18 protein-coding genes are annotated in these 18,043 nt (G+C 61.8%); 5 read left to right on the top strand and 13 right to left on the bottom strand.

Annotated elements, in window-relative coordinates:
• Positions 1-8: 8 nt before the first annotated feature.
• The 3 genes from QTL56_RS18165 to QTL56_RS18175 form a co-directional block, all read right to left on the bottom strand.
• On the bottom strand, positions 9-761 hold the full coding sequence (locus tag QTL56_RS18165; RefSeq protein WP_229573203.1) for an ABC transporter ATP-binding protein: 753 nt from the start codon (positions 759-761) through the stop codon (positions 9-11).
• Positions 755-1,819 (bottom strand): FecCD family ABC transporter permease, encoded by a 1,065-nt coding sequence (locus QTL56_RS18170; protein WP_245134626.1) that lies wholly within the window; start codon positions 1,817-1,819, stop codon positions 755-757. The genes QTL56_RS18165 and QTL56_RS18170 overlap by 7 nt, the downstream gene beginning before the upstream one ends.
• A 67-nt stretch (positions 1,820-1,886) precedes the next feature.
• Complete coding sequence (locus tag QTL56_RS18175; RefSeq protein WP_229573886.1) at positions 1,887-3,017, bottom strand: ABC transporter substrate-binding protein; 1,131 nt, start codon at positions 3,015-3,017, stop codon at positions 1,887-1,889.
• Positions 3,018-3,142: 125 nt separating this feature from the next.
• On the opposite strand from QTL56_RS18175, the gene QTL56_RS18180 reads away from it, so the two are divergent.
• Both QTL56_RS18180 and QTL56_RS18185 read left to right on the top strand, forming a co-directional pair.
• Positions 3,143-3,946, top strand: a complete 804-nt coding sequence (locus QTL56_RS18180) for a class I SAM-dependent methyltransferase (protein ID WP_245134628.1) — start codon at positions 3,143-3,145, stop codon at positions 3,944-3,946.
• A gap of 238 nt (positions 3,947-4,184) precedes the next feature.
• Positions 4,185-5,099: a sugar kinase gene (locus QTL56_RS18185; RefSeq protein WP_229573194.1), complete on the top strand. Its 915-nt coding sequence runs from the start codon at positions 4,185-4,187 to the stop codon at positions 5,097-5,099.
• 26 nt (positions 5,100-5,125) lie between these two features.
• Here the strand turns inward: QTL56_RS18185 and QTL56_RS18190 are convergent, their stop codons facing one another.
• The 6 genes from QTL56_RS18190 to QTL56_RS18215 form a co-directional block, all read right to left on the bottom strand.
• A complete protein-coding gene (locus QTL56_RS18190; RefSeq protein ID WP_229573193.1) occupies positions 5,126-5,296 on the bottom strand; it encodes a hypothetical protein in 171 nt (56 codons plus the stop codon).
• Positions 5,297-5,638: 342 nt separating this feature from the next.
• The gene (locus tag QTL56_RS18195) at positions 5,639-6,550 is read right to left on the bottom strand and encodes an SMP-30/gluconolactonase/LRE family protein (protein WP_245134630.1); all 912 of its coding nucleotides are present in this window, start codon (positions 6,548-6,550) and stop codon (positions 5,639-5,641) included.
• A 21-nt stretch (positions 6,551-6,571) separates the two neighbouring features.
• A complete protein-coding gene (locus QTL56_RS18200; protein WP_245134632.1) occupies positions 6,572-7,525 on the bottom strand; it encodes an ABC transporter permease in 954 nt (317 codons plus the stop codon).
• Complete coding sequence (locus QTL56_RS18205) at positions 7,522-8,469, bottom strand: ABC transporter permease (RefSeq protein WP_245134634.1); 948 nt, start codon at positions 8,467-8,469, stop codon at positions 7,522-7,524. Before QTL56_RS18205 ends, QTL56_RS18200 begins: the two co-directional genes overlap by 4 nt.
• On the bottom strand, positions 8,466-9,932 hold the full coding sequence (locus QTL56_RS18210; RefSeq protein ID WP_245134636.1) for an ATP-binding cassette domain-containing protein: 1,467 nt from the start codon (positions 9,930-9,932) through the stop codon (positions 8,466-8,468). The genes QTL56_RS18205 and QTL56_RS18210 overlap by 4 nt, the downstream gene beginning before the upstream one ends.
• An 89-nt stretch (positions 9,933-10,021) precedes the next feature.
• Positions 10,022-11,038 carry an ABC transporter substrate-binding protein gene (locus QTL56_RS18215; protein ID WP_245134638.1) on the bottom strand — a complete coding sequence of 339 codons (1,017 nt, stop codon included), beginning with the start codon at positions 11,036-11,038 and terminating at the stop codon, positions 10,022-10,024.
• 258 nt (positions 11,039-11,296) lie between these two features.
• Here QTL56_RS18215 and QTL56_RS18220 point away from each other — a divergent pair, with 258 nt between their 5' ends.
• Genes QTL56_RS18220 through QTL56_RS18230 form a run of 3 tightly spaced genes read left to right on the top strand, consistent with a single transcriptional unit; the run spans position 11,297 to position 13,878 of the window.
• Entirely contained in the window at positions 11,297-12,541 is a 1,245-nt protein-coding gene (locus tag QTL56_RS18220; RefSeq protein ID WP_245134640.1) for a GAF domain-containing sensor histidine kinase, read from the top strand.
• A complete protein-coding gene (locus QTL56_RS18225) occupies positions 12,538-13,260 on the top strand; it encodes a response regulator transcription factor (RefSeq protein WP_245134641.1) in 723 nt (240 codons plus the stop codon). Before QTL56_RS18220 ends, QTL56_RS18225 begins: the two co-directional genes overlap by 4 nt.
• Before the next feature lie 60 nt (positions 13,261-13,320).
• Positions 13,321-13,878 (top strand): regulatory protein RecX, encoded by a 558-nt coding sequence (locus tag QTL56_RS18230; protein WP_245134643.1) that lies wholly within the window; start codon positions 13,321-13,323, stop codon positions 13,876-13,878.
• Positions 13,879-13,894: 16 nt separating this feature from the next.
• On the opposite strand, the gene ocd is transcribed toward QTL56_RS18230, so the two are convergent.
• The 4 genes from ocd to QTL56_RS18250 form a co-directional block, all read right to left on the bottom strand.
• A complete protein-coding gene (gene ocd, locus QTL56_RS18235) occupies positions 13,895-14,947 on the bottom strand; it encodes an ornithine cyclodeaminase (protein ID WP_245134645.1) in 1,053 nt (350 codons plus the stop codon).
• A gap of 191 nt (positions 14,948-15,138) precedes the next feature.
• Positions 15,139-16,419: a TRAP transporter large permease gene (locus tag QTL56_RS18240; protein ID WP_245134646.1), complete on the bottom strand. Its 1,281-nt coding sequence runs from the start codon at positions 16,417-16,419 to the stop codon at positions 15,139-15,141.
• A complete protein-coding gene (locus tag QTL56_RS18245) occupies positions 16,420-16,947 on the bottom strand; it encodes a TRAP transporter small permease (RefSeq protein WP_229573174.1) in 528 nt (175 codons plus the stop codon). It abuts the gene before it with no gap.
• Between the two features lie 64 nt (positions 16,948-17,011).
• Positions 17,012-17,986: a TRAP transporter substrate-binding protein gene (locus QTL56_RS18250; protein ID WP_245134648.1), complete on the bottom strand. Its 975-nt coding sequence runs from the start codon at positions 17,984-17,986 to the stop codon at positions 17,012-17,014.
• Positions 17,987-18,043: the final 57 nt, after the last annotated feature.

Consider the following 18,043-nt stretch of genomic DNA (forward strand, 5'->3'; position numbering starts at 1 on the left):
CCTCTGGTCTATGCCAGAGCCGCGTCCACGATGACGAGAGGTCGGCCTTGCGTGCAGGCCTCGATGCGCGCATCGACCCGATACACATCCCGAAGCAGGGAAGGGGTGATCACATCTGAAGTCGCACCGCTCGCGATCAATCGCCCATCTGCGACCACGAGCGCGTGTTCGCAGTAGCGCATGGCATGATTGAGATCATGCAGGGCGATCAGGACCGCGATCCCGCTCCGGCGTGCCAGATCGCGCGTAAACTGCAAGACTTCGACCTGCCGGAAAAGGTCGAGCGCCGACGTCGGTTCGTCCATCAGCAGAACCTCCGGCTTGCGCACGAGCGCCTGGGCGATGGCAACCAGCTGTCGCTGGCCACCGGAGAGCTCGCCGAGGTCGCGGAAGGCGAGGTCTGAAATCCTGAGCGAAGCCAGGATGCGGTCGATCTCCTCAAGCTCGCCATCGGCGACCTTCCAGCCAGATCCCTGCTTGGAGGCGAGCAGCACGCTTTCATAGACGGTAAGCACCGCATTGGCGCCGGTATCCTGCGGCATGTAACAGATCGGCCGAAGGCTTTCCTCGCCGGAGAGATGGACCACGCCGTCTCCGTTGAGCAGGCCCGCAATCCGCTTGAACAGCGTCGACTTGCCCGCAGCATTGGGGCCGATGACGGCTGTCAGCACGCCGCCTGCAATGTCTCCGGTGGTAATGTCGCTGAAGACGCGGTGGCGGCCATACTGTGCACCCACCGCTTCGAGCCTGAGGGCTACCATGCGCGTCTCCTGTTGGTGAAAATCAGGGAGAAGAAGAAGGGCACCCCGACGAGTGCTGTGATCACGCCGATCGGCATGATCGCCCCGGGGATCAGCACCTTCGAGACCACGGACGTCACGGAAAGCAGCAGCGCGCCACAGAGAATGGAGCCGGGCAGGAAAAACCGCTGGTCTTCGCCGAGCAGCATGCGCGCGATATGCGGACCGACAAGTCCGATGAAGCCGATCGTGCCGACGAAGGAGACCGGGATGGCCGCCAGCAGGCTGACGAGCAGCATCGTCTGGAGCCTGAGCGAGCGGACGTTGACACCGAAGGAGGCGGCCTTGTCGTCACCAAGCCTCAGCGCCGTCAGGGCCCAGGCGCGGCGCGCAAACAGCGGAACGCTGAAGACGAGGACTGCGAATGTCACGGCCACCTTGCCCCAGGTCGCCTTGGTCAGTGAGCCCATGGTCCAGAAAACCACGGCCGCAAGGGCCTGTTCCGAGGCGAGATATTCGAGCAGTGACAGCAGCGCGTTGAAGGTGAAGACGAGCGCTATGCCGAGCAGCACGATGGTTTCCACGGTGACGCCCCGCATGGTCGACACACCATAGATGAAGAGAGAAGCGAGCATCGCCATCAGGAAGGCGTTGATCGGCACCATGTATTGCACGGCCGCCGGAAAGACGGCGACACCGGCGACCAGCCCGAGCGCCGCGCCAAAGCCGGCAGCTGCCGAAATGCCGAGCGTGAAGGGGGAGGCGAGCGGATTGGCAAGGATCGTCTGCATCTGCGCGCCAGCCAACGACAGGCATGCTCCGACGGTGACCGCCATCAGCGCGATCGGCATGCGGATGTCCCAGATCACCACACGCAACTGGTTCCCGGCTGAGGCAGGATCCCAGATCGTCGAGATGACCTCGGACAGCGTATAGCGTGCGGGTCCAAAGGCCATGTCGACCGCAACCGACAGCACCAGGCAGAGTGAAAGCCCGGCGAGGATCGCCAGGCGTTTTGCCGTGAGGCTGCGATAGGTGTCGCTTGAGGCCGGGTGGGCCGTTTCGACGGTGGTAGCCATGAATTCTTCCTGTCTCTCACGCCCTTGAGCGCAGGCGGCCGGCGGTTGTCCGCCGGCCGGATCGGTATCAGGAACCGGTCTTCACCGAGGCGAAGTAGCCGGGGTGATAATCGACCGGCAGGAAGCGCTCATGCATTTCCTTGAAAGTCGCGTCCGCGTCGAGGTCCTGAAACAGGTCCGGATGCAGCCACTTGGCAATCTGCTGCACGGCCACGAACTGGTAGGGGCTGTTGTAGAACTGGTGCCAGATGGCGTGCACATTGCCATCCGTCACCGCCTTGATGTCCGTGAAGCCGGGGCGTTTCATCAGTTCGGCGAGCTTGCGGGCGGCTTCCGCCTCATCGGCACCCGGGCCGACGCCGACCCACTTGCCGCTGGGTACATAGAGCTCCCAATTGGAGCCGGTCACGATGACCTGATCCGGGTTCGAGGCGATGATCTGCTCCGGATTGACGGTCCCGAAGGTGCCCGGAATGAAGTCCTTCGCCATGTTCACGCCACCAGCGAGTTCGACCATCTTGCCGAAATTCTCGTTGCCGAAGGACATGCAGCAATCGTCCGAATAGCCGCCGGCTCTTTCGATGAAAACGACCGGCTTCTTGAGGTCGGCCTGGTCGGCGAGGACGTCGGTGACGCGGGCGATCTGCGCGTCGTGAAACTTCACGAACTCCTCGGCGCGCTCTTCCTTGCCGAAGAGCTTGCCGATGATGCGCATGGAATCATCGGTGTGTTCCATCGGCTTTTCGCGGAAGTCGATATAGACGAGCGGAATACCGACGGCAGCAAGCTTCTCGATGTAGCCGCTCTCTTCCGTCGCGGATTTGGCTTCCGTGTTCATGATGATGACATCGGGTTTCAGCGCGACCGCCTGCTCGATATCGAAAGTGCCGTCCTTCATGCCGCCGAAGGTCGGGATCTTTTCCATCTCCGGATATTTCTTCAGGTAGATATTGTAGCCGTCGAGATCGGCCTTCTTGAAGTCGTCACGCCAGCCGATGACGCGGCCGAAGGGATTGTCGGTGTCGAGGGCCGCGGTGAAGTAGATTTGACGACCTTCGCCCAGAATGACGCGCTCCACGGGAACGCTGACTTCCACCTCACGGCCGGCGATGTCCTTGATCTTGACCGTCTCGCCAGCCAGCGCGACGCCTGAAAAAAGGACGAGCGAAATCGCGGCGGCAGACGCCACCTTCTCCATCTTGAACACGATCAGTTCTCCTGCTTGTGATTGTGGGGTGAACTATGATTTTATGACTTTAACAGTCAAGAAATATCTTTTAGAAGTGTTCCAGCCTCATCGACCCGTTGCGAAAGATCCAGCCTATGCAAGCCGTTAGCACCATTTCAAACCGTGACCTGCGCGATGAGATCAAGGCCTACTGGTCCCTCAGGGCCGAAACCTTCGACAGCCAGCCCGGTCACGAGATCTTCTCCGAAGACGAGAGGGCAGCCTGGCACGCGCTGTTGCGCAAGCACCTCGGTCCGGGAGAGGGGCGCGCTGCACTCGATCTCGCCTGTGGCACGGCTGTGATCTCCCATCTTCTGGATGATGTTGGTTTCAAGGTCACCGGACTGGATTGGGCCGAGCCCATGCTCGAACGGGCGCGCGCGAAGGCCAAGGCTCGTGGCCGCCAGATCCGTTTCCTGATGGGGGACGCCGAGAGGACCATGGAATCCGACGACACCTATGACGTGATCACAAACCGTCATCTCGTCTGGACCCTCGTCGATCCGCTTGCCTGCTTTCGCGAGTGGCACCGGGTGCTCAAAGCAGGCGGCAAGGTGCTGATCGTCGACGGCGACTTCGTCAACACGTCGATTCTGACCAGGCTCGTGAAGCGATTAACGGCCTTGGCCGGCCGTCTCGGTCTCGCCGGGGATGCGATGCATGGCGCACCGAATTCCGAGATGGCGGCGACGCATAGCAGCATTCTCTCTCGCGTGCATTTCTCCAACGGCGCGCATGCCGACGCTGTAGCGGCCCTGCTGAAGGAGGCCGGGTTCTCCAAGGTCACGATCGACCGGGACATGTCGGCGATCCACCGGGCGCAGCGCGAGAATTTCTCCTTCTTCAAGGGGCTCGAGCGGGCGACGCAGCACCGTTACGCCATTTGTGCCGAGAAGTGACGGGGGCTTCTCCGTCCTCTAGGTCTGCGCAATCGTGGAGTTTTCTCCTCGCACCATCATCCTGACCGGCGCGCAATCGCCTCTCCCGGGTGCGCTGCAGTGTTTCGAGCCGCGGGATCCAGTCCCTCGTCGATAGTTCATGAAACTGACCGGGCCCTTCACAAGATTTTGCGGGTACCCCGTCGACTGCGGCTGCCTGGCGCGCTAAGCGGAATATGGACAACGGAGAGGGCAAGGCATGGCACGGATCGCGTCGATAGGCGAATGCATGGGGGAGCTTTCGGAAACCGGTGCGCCCGGCACACTCGGCATGGGGTTTGCGGGCGACACGCTGAACACCGCCTACTACCTGCGCCGGAGCCTGGGACCGGACTGGCAGATCGATTACGTCTCTGCGGTCGGTACGGACGGGCTTTCCGACCGGATGGTGGAATTCATCAATGCTGAAGGCATTGGGACGGACCACATTCGCCGACTCGCCGACAAGACCATCGGGCTTTACTATATCACGCTCAAGGATGGGGAGCGCAGCTTCACCTATTGGCGCAACGACAGTGCAGCCAGACAGCTGGCCAGCGATCCCGCGGCCCTGATCCGCGCGCTTGATGGTGCCGATGTCGCCTATTGGTCTGGCATCACGCTGGGGATCCTGGCGAACCAGGATCGTATTGCGCTGATCGAGGCATTGCGCCAGTTCGCCGGGCGCGGCGGCACCGTCGTCTTCGATCCCAACCTCAGGCCCCGTCTCTGGGAGAATGCCGAAATCATGCGCGGATGGATCCACCGCGCAGCAGCCATCAGCGACCTCTGCCTGCCGTCCTTCGATGACGAAGCGACCTGGTTCGGCGACAGCGATCCCGCAGCCACAGTCAAACGCTATGTCGCTGAAGGCGCGCGGCGCGTGATCGTCAAGAATGGCGCAGGAGACGTGACCTATCAGGGCGGTGATGGCGTGATAGGCACTCTGTCCATTCCAAAGGCCGAGCGGGTGGTGGACACGACGTCTGCCGGAGACAGCTTCAATGCGGGTTACCTCGCTGCCGAACTGCGCGGTGCGTCCACTCCGGATGCGATCACGGCGGGAGCACTGCTTGCGTCGAGGGTGATCGGCGCTCGCGGCGCACTGGTGGCGGATGCGGCCACAGGCGGATGACGGCGGTGTAAGGAGGTTGAGACCGCTCAGGCGGGCGTGGCACCTGCGCCGAAGAAGGTGAAATAGCCCCAGGCAAGAAGGAATGCGGCAGCAATGCCGGCCCAGATCAGAATCCTGCGCGCCGTCAGGGAAAGTGCCTTCTTCGGCTTCGGCGGCTTGTTCTCCGGCGGACGCTCGAACTTGATGACGTTCGACATTCTGGGTTCTCTCATTCTGTCTGTCAGGCCTTCGTCTGGCTTCCTGCCATGATCGCGCAACGACCACAAGCGCCGCGTCTCCCTCATCCAACGAATGCCGCAATCAATCGCCCCCCGATCGCTCGGTGTTGGGCGCGGACGTCGTCTCCGGTGGTTTCTCGTCCGGCTCGGCTGCCACTTTCGCGCCGGGACTTGCAGCTTCGCGCTGGCGACGGATACGGCCCAGTCTGACCGCCTGCCGGAGCACCCGCGTCATCGCCAGAAGGCGTGCCTATACCGCGTCGAGGACGTAAGACTGCAGTTGGTGCCGGGCGAAGCGCAGCCGCCAATGCGAGATCCGATTTAAGGCACCTGCGCCCCCCGCGTCGTGGTGTAGATCGCATAAAGCGAGGTCGTCGCGGTGATGAACAGGCGGTTCTTGCGCGGCCCGCCGAAGGTCAGGTTGGCAACCGTCTGCGGCACCAGGATCTTGCCGAGCAGCGTGCCGTCGGGATGGAAGCAATGCACGCCGTCAGCAGCACTCGACCATAGGTTTCCTTCCACATCCGTCCGCATGCCGTCAGGAATGCCCTTGTCGATATGGGCAAAGACCCGCCCATGCGTCAGCCGTTTCCCATCCGTGACATCGAACACACGGATTTGGCGCGGCGCATCTGGCTTGTGGCTGGCGCCGGAATCGGCGACGTAGAGCAGGCGCTCATCCGGCGAGAAGCAGAGACCATTCGGTTGCAGAAAATCGTCAACCATGACGGTGAGTTCGCCGGTGGCGGGATCAAGCCTGTAGACGTTGCGGCTCGCCTGCTCCTCATCGGCCTTGTAGCCCTCATAATCCGAGAGAATGCCGTAGGACGGGTCGCTGAACCAAATGCTGCCGTCCGATTTCACCACCACGTCGTTGGGAGAATTCAACCGCTTGCCGGCATGGCGGTCGGCGAGCGTCGTGATCGTGCCGTCGATCTCGGTGCGGATGACGCGGCGTCCGCCGTGTTCGCACGAGACGAGCCGTCCTTCCAGGTCGCGGGTGTTCCCGTTGATGAAATGTGACGGCGCGCGATAGACCGAGGTTCCACCGCCTTCGATCCAGCGTAGAACCCGCTTGTTCGGAATGTCGCTGAACAGCAGATAGCCGCCATCGGCGAACCAGACCGGCCCCTCGGCCCATCGGCAGCCCGTATAGAGCTCATCGAGGGCGGCGCTGGAAACAAGCAAATCGCAAAAGCGGGGGTCTCGGATTTCGTAAATCGGGTTTTCCATGGGGGCAGTCCTGACATAGCTTCAGGTTTTTCCGGTGCTGCGCGTGGTCGGCAGCGTGATGACGGCGATGATGATGAGACCGGTGAGAATGAGGCGGATGCCTGCTCCGAAGCCATAGGTATTCAGCATCGAAACGACCAGGAACATGAAAAGGGAGGCGCCCCATATCCCCGGAACATTCGAGTTTCCACCGGCAACCGCCGTGCCGCCGATGACGACGACGGCGATCGACATCAGGAGATATTCCGTGCCCATGTTGAGGGCGGCCCCGCCGGAGAAACTGGCCAGCAGGTAGCCGCACAGGGCGGCAAGCACGGCGCAGAGCAGGTAGGTGACAAGCCGCGTGCCGTCGATCGGTATGCCGGCCATGCGGGCGGCGCGAATGCTCTGGCCAACCGCAGCGATCGAGCGGCCATAGACCGTGCGGTTGATCACGTACCAGACGATGACCGAGAGGGCGAAGGCGACGAGCGCGACATTCGGTACGCCAATAGTCGATGAGGTGGTGAAGTCCGCGAGCCAGCCTGGCGGCTTGATGCGAAGCCCCCGATTCGTCCAGATCGCTGTCGACTGCACGATGAAGCTCATCGACAGTGTTGCGATGATCGGCGGTATCCGCAGAAGCTTGATCAGTGTGTAATTACCCAGACCAATCGCCAGTCCGACGCCGATCGCGACCAGCAGGCCCGTCAGGATCATGCTGTTCTCGACATTCATCACCTTCAGCGAAACCGTCGCGGCGAGCGTCATGTTCGCGGGAACCGAAAGGTCAATATTGCCGGGGCCAAGCGTGATCACCAGCATCTGTCCGAGACCGACCAGCACGGAAAAGGCGCCGAAGGTCAGCGCGGCCTGGGCAAGTCCCACGGTGCTCGCCCCGCCCGTGAAGAGAATGGTCACCAGGAAGACGCAGGCCGTTGCAATAAAGGACCAGATCCAGGTTCGGGCAAAAAGGGTGGAAATGAACTTGGTCATGATTTCCCCTTCCTGCCTTCTGCGCGGTTAAGCGCAAGACGCAGCGTCAGGACAAGGATCAGGATCGCACCTTGCGCGCCGATCTGCCAGTCTGGCGAGATCCGCAGGAATGAAAGGAAAGACCCCGCGAGCGTCAGCGTCAGCGCGCCGATAACGGCACCGATCGGCGAGACACGCCCGCCGACGAATTCGCCGCCGCCGAGGATGACGCCGGCAATGGAGAGCAGTGTGTAGCGGAGTGCGATATTGGCGTCGGCGGACGTTGTCAGCCCCACCAGCGCCATGCCGGCCAGAACGGCAAAGAACGCCGCAAAGCCATAGACCGCCGCGCGGGCACCGATGATCGACCATCCGGCCCGAGCGACTGATCGTGGATTGCCACCGACCCCGCGGAGAACCACGCCGAAGGATGAACGCATGATCAGGTAGTGGCTGACAACAGCGATCAGAACGCTGGCGACGATCGCCATGGGGACAAGCGGCGGCTTGACGGTCATGATCGCCCGGATCCAGCCGGGTGCCGCGCCGCCAGGCGATGGCAGGATCAGCACTGCGAGCCCGCCCCAGACGAAGCTCATGCCGAGGGTGACCACGATGGATGGCAGGTCCCTGAGGTGGATAAGCACGCCGATAAGGGCATAGGCTCCGATCGCCCCCATGAGAATGACGACGCCGAGCAGGGGAGACGATTGCAGAAAGGTCGCCGTCACGCAGGCGACGAAGCTGACAAAGGTGCCCATCGAGAGATCAAGATCGTTGACCGTCATGATCAACATCTGGGCGATCGTCGCCAGTGCGATCGGGACAGCCAGATTGAACAGAAGGTTGAGCCCGGTATAGCTCATCGCCCGCGGCTGGAGATAGAAAATGGCCGCGAGCAAACCGACGAGCGAGAGTGCCGGGATCAGGAGGCGCAGGCCGTCGCCCGAGAGGAACTTCGTCATGCGGCCTCCTGAAATGAAGCCGATAGGATGTTTTCCTCCGTCACATCGTCGCCTGTCAGTTCGGCAACGATCATGCCGATGTTGAACACGTAGACGCGGTCGCAGAGGCAGACCTCGTCCATTTCTGTCGAGTACCAGACGAAGGTTCGCCCGGCATCGGCTTCCCGGCGAAGGATCGCATAGACCTCCTGTTTGGTGCCGAAATCGACGCCACGCATAGGATCGTCCATCAGAACCACGGGTGCGCGGCTGGCCAGGGCCCGTGCGAAAAGAACCTTCTGCTGATTGCCGCCGGAAAGCGAAAGGATCGGATTGTTCATGTCGGGTGTGCGGATCCCGATCCGGTCCTTCCAGGTCTGCCCCAGCGCCTCTTCCCGTGTGAAATCCAGGGTCTGCAGCCGCGACAGGTCCGGCAGGATGCCGATGCTGAGGTTTCTCAGAATGCTCCATAGCGCGAAGGTGCCGTTGACCGCCCGGTCGCCGGCGACGAAGGCAACTTCAGGATTGCCGGCCCGCAGCCAGTTACCGGTCCGGGATTCGAAGAGGCCGACCAGCATATCGGTCTGGCCGTGGCCGCCGAGACCGGCGAAACCGACGATCTCGCCCTTCATTGCCTGGAAGGGGAGGCCGCGTCCGCGCACCGGCGGTGCGGCAAGCACACTAGCGGTGCTCGTCTTCTGCACGTTCGTGCGCGCCTCGCGCGACTTCACCACACTGCCCATCGCCTCGATCAGTCCGTGTTCCGAAAACTCCTCAGCCGGTCTTTGGCTCACGACCCTGCCGTCCTTCATCACCACGATGCGGCTGGAGACCGACAGGATCTCTCCGAGGATGTGCGAGATGAAGAGGATAGAGCCACCGTCTCGGACGAAGCGCTCGACATAGGCGAGCAGTTGCTCGGCAAGGCGCGTGTCCAGCGACGAAGTCGGTTCGTCGAGGATGACGAGACGGACAGGACTGCCGATCTCACAGAACGTGATCGCGATCTCCACCATCTGGCGTTCCGCGATGGTCAGTGAGCCGACCGCGTCGTGGCAGTCGATGGAATGACCTGGAAAGATTTCCTGGAGTTTGCTCTCGATCAGGGCAGCGCCCCGCTTGCGCCAGCCCCAGCCCTTCAGACTGCGATGCATGACCCGGGTATTCTCGACGATCGTCAGGTTTGGGCAGAGCGACAATTCCTGAAAGACGCAGCGAATACCGGCATCGCGAGCCGCATTGATGCTGTGGCCTCCGCTGCCGTGACCATATTGAATGGCGCCTTGATGCGGGGCCAATCCGCCATTGATGACATTGACGATAGTGGATTTCCCTGCACCGTTATGGCCGACCAGGCCGATGCACTCTCCCGCGCCGATCTCCAGCGTGACGCCGTCGAGCGCCTTGACCGCGCCGAAACTCACTCTTGCATCGGTAACGCTGACGACGGGCCGTCCATCGCCCTTATCGAGCATGACACTCATACTGATTCACTCTTTGCTTCGTTCGCCAAGGGATGTCCCCCACACCGCCCGACCCGAAGGCCGGACGGTCTGGGGAGGTTTCCGGTCGATTACATGGCGGAAGCAATCACCTTCTGGGCGTCCTCGAGCGAATACTCGACATTGGCAACGCCGCCGGCCTGGGTATTGGCCAGGTTGGCTTCAAGGTTGTCCTGATCGATGCGCAGGAAGGGTACGACGAGGTCCTTCTTCACGTCCTTGCCGTCGAGGATCTGCTGGGCGACCCAGAAGGCAAGCGTGGAAACGCCGGGCGCAATCGAGACCGACATGGTCTCGTAGCCGTTCGCATCCTTCTGTTCCTTCCACCATTTCAGCTCGTCTTCTCGGTTGCCCATGACGATCACGGGCATCGGGCGGTTGGCAGATGCGATGGCCTGCGCGGCCCCGTAGCCGTCGCCGCCCTGGGTCACAACACCGGCGAGTTCCGGCAGGCTGGGCAGAATGCCGGCGACAGCTTTCTGGGCGACGTCCTGTGCCCAGTCACCATGGACAGAGCCGACGATCTTGAACTGCGGGAACTGCTCGACACCGGCATGGATGCCGGCCGAGATCTCGTCGTCGACAAAGACGCCGGCGAGGCCGCGGATTTCGAGCAGGTTGCCGCCCTGCGGCAGCTTGCCGGAAAGGTATTCGACCTGGCTGCGACCCATTTCCTTGAAGTCCACCGCGATGCGCCAGGCGCACGGTTCGGTCACGATGCCATCGAACGAGACGACGGTGATGCCGGCATCACAGGCTTCCTTGACGGCACCGTTGAGCGCCGTCGGAGAGGCGGCGTTGATGACGATGGCATCATAACCCTGCAGGATCATGTTCTGGATCTGGGCGGCCTGCTCGGTCGCCTGATTTTCGGCGGTGGTGAAGGCGTCGGCTGCTGCGACCTGTCCGGCTTTGACGGCCTCGCCGGTCACCTTTTCCCAGCTGGTCAGCATGGCCTGGCGCCAGGAGTTTCCGGCATAGTTGTTCGACAGGGCAATCTTCTTGCCCGAAGTGTCGGCCATTGCGGGCATGGATGTGGCGAGAAGGCACAGTGCCGCGCTCGCCAGAAGGGTTTTGCTGGTCTTCATGATCTCACTCCCTGTTGTCCGGCGCTCTTGGCCCCGGTTTCCTCCAAACAGCCGGACGTGGCCCGGTCTGAATTCCCCGCCGAGTTCCTCTTCTCGGCAGGATCAGGATGGAGCGAACGGCGACATCTGTACAGATCGAGCGCGGCAGGACGTTTGCGGGATCTACGCAAAGTCTTGCGGGATTCCGCAAGACGACCACCCTATCGAGATGTGTTATGAAGGAGATGTGGCCGTGGGAGTGGCCGCGAGGAGGACATCATGCTCAAGATCGCGCCGTCAGCGCTGCTCGATCACTATCTCGGCATATCCAGGCTCCTGGCCGGCCAGCTCGATTTTCGCTCTGCCATCAAGGCCGTGGGCGTCGAAGTATCGCACATCGTTCCGCATGACCACCTCGATGTCTGCATCACCATGGTCAATGGCCTCTACCACACGGCTTATGAAACAGGCCTCGATACGTTTTGGGGACAAACCACACCAGCGCCAGTGGCAAGCAGTCCGATCAGAGCCCTGCTCTGGGGGGAGATCGACTTCCTCCTGACAGCCGATGCCCAGCAAGAGACGCGCTACCACGTCGACACGCCCTTCACCCGCCCGATCTTCGAACACAATCTGCGCAGCCGCATTCATGTGCCGCTGAAGGTCGGCGGTGAAGTGATTGGCGCGCTGAGTTGCTCGTCGCATGCGGTCGGTTTCTACACCGAGCAAGACGTGGCCAACGCCCAGTCGATCGCCGACCTGCTGGCGCCCTACTTCTTCGCGCTCAGAGCTGCCGAACAGGCCAAGCAATCGGCGATTGTCGAAGCGGAGGCACGGGCGCGGGAGGAAGGCTTGCGGGCCGGTGCCTTGAGCCTTACCGAAGCGCTGGAACGTGAGCGTCAGCGCATCGGCATGGATCTCCACGATCAGACGCTGGCCGATCTCACCCGCCTGTCGCGGCGCATTGACCGGTTGATGCAGGAAGGGGCGGTCAAGGGCGAGGCGCTGGAGCCGGTTGGACGCGGCCTGCAGCACTGCATGCAGGGTCTTCGCGAAATCATCGAGGAGGCCAAGCCCTCGGTGTTGCAGCTCTTTGGTTTCGCCCATGCCATCGAGAACCATCTTGACCGCGCCGTACGCGACCACGGCTCGCGGCTTGCCTGGAGCCTCAGCGACGATACCGACGGTCTGATCGACACAATCGACCAGTCGGTCCGCATCGCCCTGTTCCGCATCACGCAGGAAGCGATCAACAATGCCGTGCGCCATGCTCATGCAAATGTTCTTGAGCTGAAAATGAAGAGCGCGGCAAACGCATTGACCATCGAGGTGGCAGATGACGGGCAGGGCCTCCCGCGGTCGCCCCGTCGTGCCGGTGGCGGCATTGAAAACATGGTGACACGGGCGCGCCTGATTTCGGCCAAGCTGACGCTGGGGGCCACGCGCGACGGGAAAGGGACGGCCATGCGGGTACAGATGCCGCTCTCCCTCGCCAAAGCAGGACTGCTGGAGGGCGTGAAGTGAAGGTTCTCATCGTCGAAGACGATCCGCTGCATCGGTCCTATCTGCTGGAGGCGGTCTGTGCTGCTCTTCCCGAATGCGACAAGGTCATCGAAGCCGGCAACGGCGTGGAAGGCGAGCGCCTGGCGCGCGACCACAAGTCCGCCCATGTCGTCATGGACCTGCAGATGAACGCCCGCAACGGCATCGAGGCTGCGCGCACCATCTGGAAGGAGCGACCGGATACCCGCATCCTCTTCTGGTCGAATTATTCGGACGAGGCCTATGTGCGCGGCGTCTCCCGCATTGTCCCGGACGGTGCGGCCTATGGTTACGTGCTGAAATCAGCCTCCGACGAGCGACTGAGGCTCGCGCTGCGCAGCATCTTCGTTGAGGCGCAGTGCGTCATCGACCGCGAGGTGCGCGGCATGCAGCAGAAGAGCCTCGGTCAGGTCAGAGGCTTCAGCGACAGCGAATACGAGATCCTCGTCGATATCGCCCTCGGCCTGACGGATCGCACGATTGCGCGGCGCCGCGGCCTGTCGATCCGCAGTGTCCAGAACCGCCTGCAGCAGCTTTACGAGAAGCTCGACGTCTACCAGATGTCGGTCGAGGACAGTGATGAGGGGCGGTTCAATCTGCGCGCCCGGGCGGTGACGGTCGCGCTTCTGCGCAAGCTGTTGAACTATAGCGCCCTGGAGCGCGCCGAAGCCGAGCTTGCGGAATGGCTGCGGTCTCACTGAGCTACCCAGAGGGTCCAGATGGCTGTTGACGATCGCCCGCGAAGTTGAAAAACCGGACCCATGGACGAACCGTCGAACGCCACGGAAGATCAGCCCACGCCACGCATGTTGGCCTGGGCAAAGAACTCGGCTGCCTACCGGCTCGCCAAGCGCATGATGACGGAACGCGAACTCGCGGACGCAATCAGGCGGAAGGCGCGCAGTAAGTTCGAGGATATTAGTGAAGCGCAGCTGAATGCGCTGGCGGAGACGGCCCTTTCCTTCGGGCGCAGCATGAAGGCGCTGGACGACCAGAACTATGCCGAGATCCGTGCGAATTCGGCGGCGCGCAGCGGCCGTTCCAAGCGCGCGATTGCCCGAAAGCTGGCCGAGAAGGGGGTTGATCGTAGCATCGTCGAGGCCGTTCTTGTTGACGCGGACGATCTGCGCTCAGCTGTCGTCTATGCCCGCAAAAAGGCTTTTGGCCCCTTCCGCCGGCCAGGTATCGAAGCCGACGACGCCCGCTGGAGCAAGGAGATCGCCTCCTTCGCCCGCCAGGGCTTCGCCTTCGATCTGGCAAAGCGCGTGCTTGCCATGGATGGCGAGGAAGCCGAGGAAATCCTGGTTCGCCCGGCGTGAGCCGGAAGGCCTGCTCTCAGTCCCGGGCTCGCTGGAGCATGCCGAACAGGTCGCGCGGATCATCGGGGTCGGCAATAAGGTCCACGGGCTGGTAGAAGGCCGTGTTGCGGACACGTTCGCGTACATAGCGGAGGGCCGAGAAATCCTCGATTGCGAAGCCGACGCTATCGAACAGGGTGATCTGCTTCTCGTTCCGCCGACCCTCGGCCTCGCCGGTCACGACCTGCCAGAGTTCGGTGACGGGATAGTCGGGATCCATCTGCTGGATCTCGCCTTCGATCCGCGTCTGCGGCGGGTATTCCACGAATGTGTCGGCGCGGGAAAGAATGTCGCGGTGCAGTTCGGTCTTGCCGGGGCAGTCTCCGCCGATCGCGTTGATGTGCACACCGGCCCCCACCATGTTGTCGGTGAGGATTGTCGCATACTGCTTGTCGGCCGTGCAGGTGGTGATGATCTGCGCACCCTCGATCGCGGCTTGTGACGTCGTGCAGGCGGTGACCTGAAGGCCAGCGCCCTCAAGGTTGCGGATGGTCTTGTCCGTCGCCTTCGGGTCGATGTCGAACAGCCTCAGATGGGTAATCCCGAGCACGGCCTTCATGGCCAGCGCCTGAAATTCCGCCTGGGCGCCATTGCCGATCATCGCCATGGTGGTGGCACCCTTGGGTGCCAGATGGCGCGCGGCCATGGCAGACGTCGCTGCCGTTCTGAGCGCGGTCAGCAGGGTCATCTCCGTCAATAGCACAGGATAGCCGGTCGAGACGTCGGCGAGCAGACCGAAGGCGGTGACCGTCTGCAGACCCTCCGCCATGTTCTTCGGGTGGCCGTTCACATATTTGAACGAATAGATCTCGCCGTCAGAGGTCGGCATCAGCTCGATCACGCCTTCCCGCGAATGCGAGGCGACTCGCGGTGTCTTGTCGAAGAGCGCCCAGCGCCGGAAATCCGCTTCGATAACGTCGGTGAGTTCGTTCAGTACCCGCTCGATCCCGATATGGTGCACGAGCCGCATCATGTTCTCGACGCTGACAAAGGGGACGAGGGCTTTTTCCGAAGGGGCTGGCGCTGTCATGATCCACCGATTGAAGAGGAAGCTGAGGCCAGTCTAGCGATGCTCTCAGCAACTCGAAACGGCGATAATCTAACAGTATGCGCAATCTGGCGAGCAAAATGACATCACTGATGGCGCATAGTGTCAGCTATCGCGAAAAAAAAGCAGGGGCGGAAGCCCCTGCAAGGCGTCTTCTTCGGGAGGACGGAAAGTCACTTGAACTGCGCGGGTAGCCACAGGGAGAGTTCCGGGATGAATGTCACCATCAACAGAACCGCGACGCAGGCTCCGAAGAAGGGCCAGACGGTCTCCATCGCTTCCCGGATCGAGATCTTGCCGACGGCACAGCCGACAAACAGCACCGTGCCCACGGGCGGCGTGATCAGCCCGATGCCGGCGTTCAGGATCATGATGACACCGAAATGGACCGGATCGATGCCGAAGGCCTGAACGATCGGCAGGAAGACCGGCGTGGTGATGATGACAAGGGGGGCCATGTCCATGAAAGTGCCGAGCACCAGCAGTGCGATCGTGATCAGGAAGAGTACGACCATCGGATTGTCCGAGATCGACTTGACCAGCTGGATGAGCGTGAGCTGGACCTGCAGGAACGACATCAGCCAGGCAAAGGCGGCAGCCATGCCGATGACGAGAAGAACAAGCGAGGTCGTTTTCACGGCTCCCAGTATGGCCTCCACGAAGCCGCTCCAGTTGAGCTCCCGATAAACGAAGATCGCGACGAGGAAGGCATAGAGGACGGCGATGCAAGAACTTTCAGTGGCGGTGAACACCCCTGAGCGGACGCCGCCGAAGATGATTGCGATCAGCAACAACCCCGGCAAGGCGGCGAAGAAGAAGACCAGCAGCTTGCCGAAGCCCGGGAAGGGCTCTGCGGGATAGCCGCGTTTGCGTGCCACGACATAGGCCGTAACCATCAGGGCGATGGTCAGCAGGATGCCCGGAATGATGCCGGCCGTGAACAGGTCTGCGACCGACACGGTGCCACCCGCGGAGATCGAATAGAGGATCATGTTGTGCGACGGCGGGATCAAAAGGGCGATCAAGGCCGAGCTGATCGTCACGTTGACGGCGTAGCCGCGATCATAGCCGCGCGCGGCCATCTGCGGCACCATCAGGCCACCGATGGCCGAAGCATCGGCCACGGCTGATCCCGAAATGCCGCCGAAAAGCATCGAGGATACGATGTTGACCTGTCCGAGGCCGCCGCGCAAATGGCCAACGAAGCCGGAGGCGAAGCGCACAAGCCGGAAGGCGATCCCGCCGCGCACCATGAGGTCGCCCGCGAAGATGAAGAACGGGATCGCCATCATCGCGAAGATGTTCATGCCGGAATTCAGCTGCTGGAAGATCACGATGGGCGGGATGCCGAGATAGAGCACCGTCGCCAGCGACGCGACGCCGAGGCAGAAAGCAATGGGCATGCCGAGCGCCATCAGGATGGCGAATGTGCCAAAGAGGATAGAATAGGCCATTCAGAGCACCTCGGCGTTTGCCGCATCGTCCGACATGGCGGCGACCGGGGCAATAAACGTGTCGATCAAGCGTTCGAGCGCGAAGATTGAAATCAGCGCGCCACCTGCGATCAGGGGGATGAAGTCGATCCCGCCCGGCCATCCAAGGACCGGGATCCGCGCCGTCCAGGTCCCCGCGGCCAACTGCGTGCCATAGTAGGACATTGCACCGCCAAAGATGCAGATCAGCCCGAGGCTGACCAGATCCATCAGGCGCTGAACGCGAAGCGACATGTTGTAGCGCACGATATCCAGCCCCAGATGCACGCTTTCACGCACACCGACGGCAGCACCCAGCAGGATGAACCAGGACATCAGTTGCAGCGAAAGCGGTTCAGACCAGCTCGGCGTATCGTTGAGGACGTAGCGGCCGAATACCTGCCAGCCGATGATCAGGGTCATCAGCACCAGGCCCGTCCCGGCAAGGTAGAGGCAGGCGAGGCTCAGCCACCGGAGCCCGGGTCGAATGGCCTGCATGAAACGCGACATGGATTCCTCCGAAATCCGCAAAAACGAAAACCGGCCGCATCTGGGATGCGGCCGGTATGGCATGTCACTTGACGGCGCGGACGCGCTCGACGAGGTCCTTCATCTTGGGATCCGTGATGAACTTGTCATAGACGGGCTGCATTGCGGCCGCGAACTCATCCTTGTTTGGCGTGATGATGTTGGCACCGGATGCGCGGATTTTTTCTTCCGATGCCTTCTCGCGTGCCTGCCACAGTTCACGCATCTTGCCGACCGATTCCTTGGCAGCTTCCCGGATGACCTTCTGGTCTTCCGGAGTGAGCTTGTCCCAGGTGACCTTCGAAATGGCCAGAATTTCCGGCGTCAGCGAATGGTCGGTGAGCGTATAGTTCTTGGCAACTTCGAAGTGGCGCGAGGATTCATACGACGGCCAGTTGTTCTCGGCCGCGTCAACCACGCCGGTTTCGAGCGACGAATAGACCTCGCCGAACGGCATCGGCGTCGGGTTGGCGCCGAAGGCTTCCATCATCGCGATCCAGAGATCGGACTGTTGGACGCGAACCTTCATGCCTTTGAGGTCGGCCAGGCTCTGGATCGGCTTTTTCGTCGAATAGAAGGATCGCGCGCCGGAATCGTAGAAGGCAAGCCCGATCAGACCATGCGGCTCAAAGGCAGCCAGCACTTCGTCGCCGATCTCGCCGTCCACCACTTTGTGCATGTGGTCGGCGTCACGGAACAGGAAGGGCAGGCCGAAGACAACCGTTTCCGGTACCAGATTGTTGAACGGCGCGCTGTTGACGCGGTTCATGTCGATCACGCCGAAGCGGGTCTGCTCGATCGTGTCCTTTTCCGAACCCAGGGCTGCATTGTTCATCACCTGGATGACGATGCGGCCGTTCGTGCGCTCTTTCACCAGGTCGCCCATGAACTTCACGGCATCGACCGTCGGGTAGCCGTCGGGATGGATGTCGGCGGAGCGCAGGGTGATTTCCTGGGCGAAGGCGGCGCCAGCGCCGAGGGTAAGCCCCATGGCGAGGCTGAGCATTGCGGCAGTTTTCATTGGTCTTCCTCCTCTTTGATTAAGCCGCCGAAACCTCCCGTTTCGACGGAATGCAAT

Origin of the sequence: Peteryoungia algae (assembly GCF_030369675.1) — a bacterium.
In the GTDB taxonomy this organism is placed as follows: domain Bacteria; phylum Pseudomonadota; class Alphaproteobacteria; order Rhizobiales; family Rhizobiaceae; genus Allorhizobium; species Allorhizobium algae.

Excerpts from the sequence above, each read along its gene's own strand:
- QTL56_RS18165 (WP_229573203.1), bottom strand. The coding sequence starts at position 761 with ATGGTAGCCCTCAGGCTCGAAGCGGTGGGTGCACAGTATGGCCGCCAC.
- QTL56_RS18170 (WP_245134626.1), bottom strand. The coding sequence starts at position 1,819 with ATGGCTACCACCGTCGAAACGGCCCACCCGGCCTCAAGCGACACCTAT.
- QTL56_RS18175 (WP_229573886.1), bottom strand. The coding sequence starts at position 3,017 with ATGGAGAAGGTGGCGTCTGCCGCCGCGATTTCGCTCGTCCTTTTTTCA.
- QTL56_RS18180 (WP_245134628.1), top strand. The coding sequence starts at position 3,143 with ATGCAAGCCGTTAGCACCATTTCAAACCGTGACCTGCGCGATGAGATC.
- QTL56_RS18185 (WP_229573194.1), top strand. The coding sequence starts at position 4,185 with ATGGCACGGATCGCGTCGATAGGCGAATGCATGGGGGAGCTTTCGGAA.
- QTL56_RS18190 (WP_229573193.1), bottom strand. The coding sequence starts at position 5,296 with ATGTCGAACGTCATCAAGTTCGAGCGTCCGCCGGAGAACAAGCCGCCG.
- QTL56_RS18195 (WP_245134630.1), bottom strand. The coding sequence starts at position 6,550 with ATGGAAAACCCGATTTACGAAATCCGAGACCCCCGCTTTTGCGATTTG.
- QTL56_RS18200 (WP_245134632.1), bottom strand. The coding sequence starts at position 7,525 with ATGACCAAGTTCATTTCCACCCTTTTTGCCCGAACCTGGATCTGGTCC.
- QTL56_RS18205 (WP_245134634.1), bottom strand. The coding sequence starts at position 8,469 with ATGACGAAGTTCCTCTCGGGCGACGGCCTGCGCCTCCTGATCCCGGCA.
- QTL56_RS18210 (WP_245134636.1), bottom strand. The coding sequence starts at position 9,932 with ATGAGTGTCATGCTCGATAAGGGCGATGGACGGCCCGTCGTCAGCGTT.
- QTL56_RS18215 (WP_245134638.1), bottom strand. The coding sequence starts at position 11,038 with ATGAAGACCAGCAAAACCCTTCTGGCGAGCGCGGCACTGTGCCTTCTC.
- QTL56_RS18220 (WP_245134640.1), top strand. The coding sequence starts at position 11,297 with ATGCTCAAGATCGCGCCGTCAGCGCTGCTCGATCACTATCTCGGCATA.
- QTL56_RS18230 (WP_245134643.1), top strand. The coding sequence starts at position 13,321 with ATGGACGAACCGTCGAACGCCACGGAAGATCAGCCCACGCCACGCATG.
- ocd (WP_245134645.1), bottom strand. The coding sequence starts at position 14,947 with ATGACAGCGCCAGCCCCTTCGGAAAAAGCCCTCGTCCCCTTTGTCAGC.
- QTL56_RS18240 (WP_245134646.1), bottom strand. The coding sequence starts at position 16,419 with ATGGCCTATTCTATCCTCTTTGGCACATTCGCCATCCTGATGGCGCTC.
- QTL56_RS18245 (WP_229573174.1), bottom strand. The coding sequence starts at position 16,947 with ATGTCGCGTTTCATGCAGGCCATTCGACCCGGGCTCCGGTGGCTGAGC.
- QTL56_RS18250 (WP_245134648.1), bottom strand. The coding sequence starts at position 17,986 with ATGAAAACTGCCGCAATGCTCAGCCTCGCCATGGGGCTTACCCTCGGC.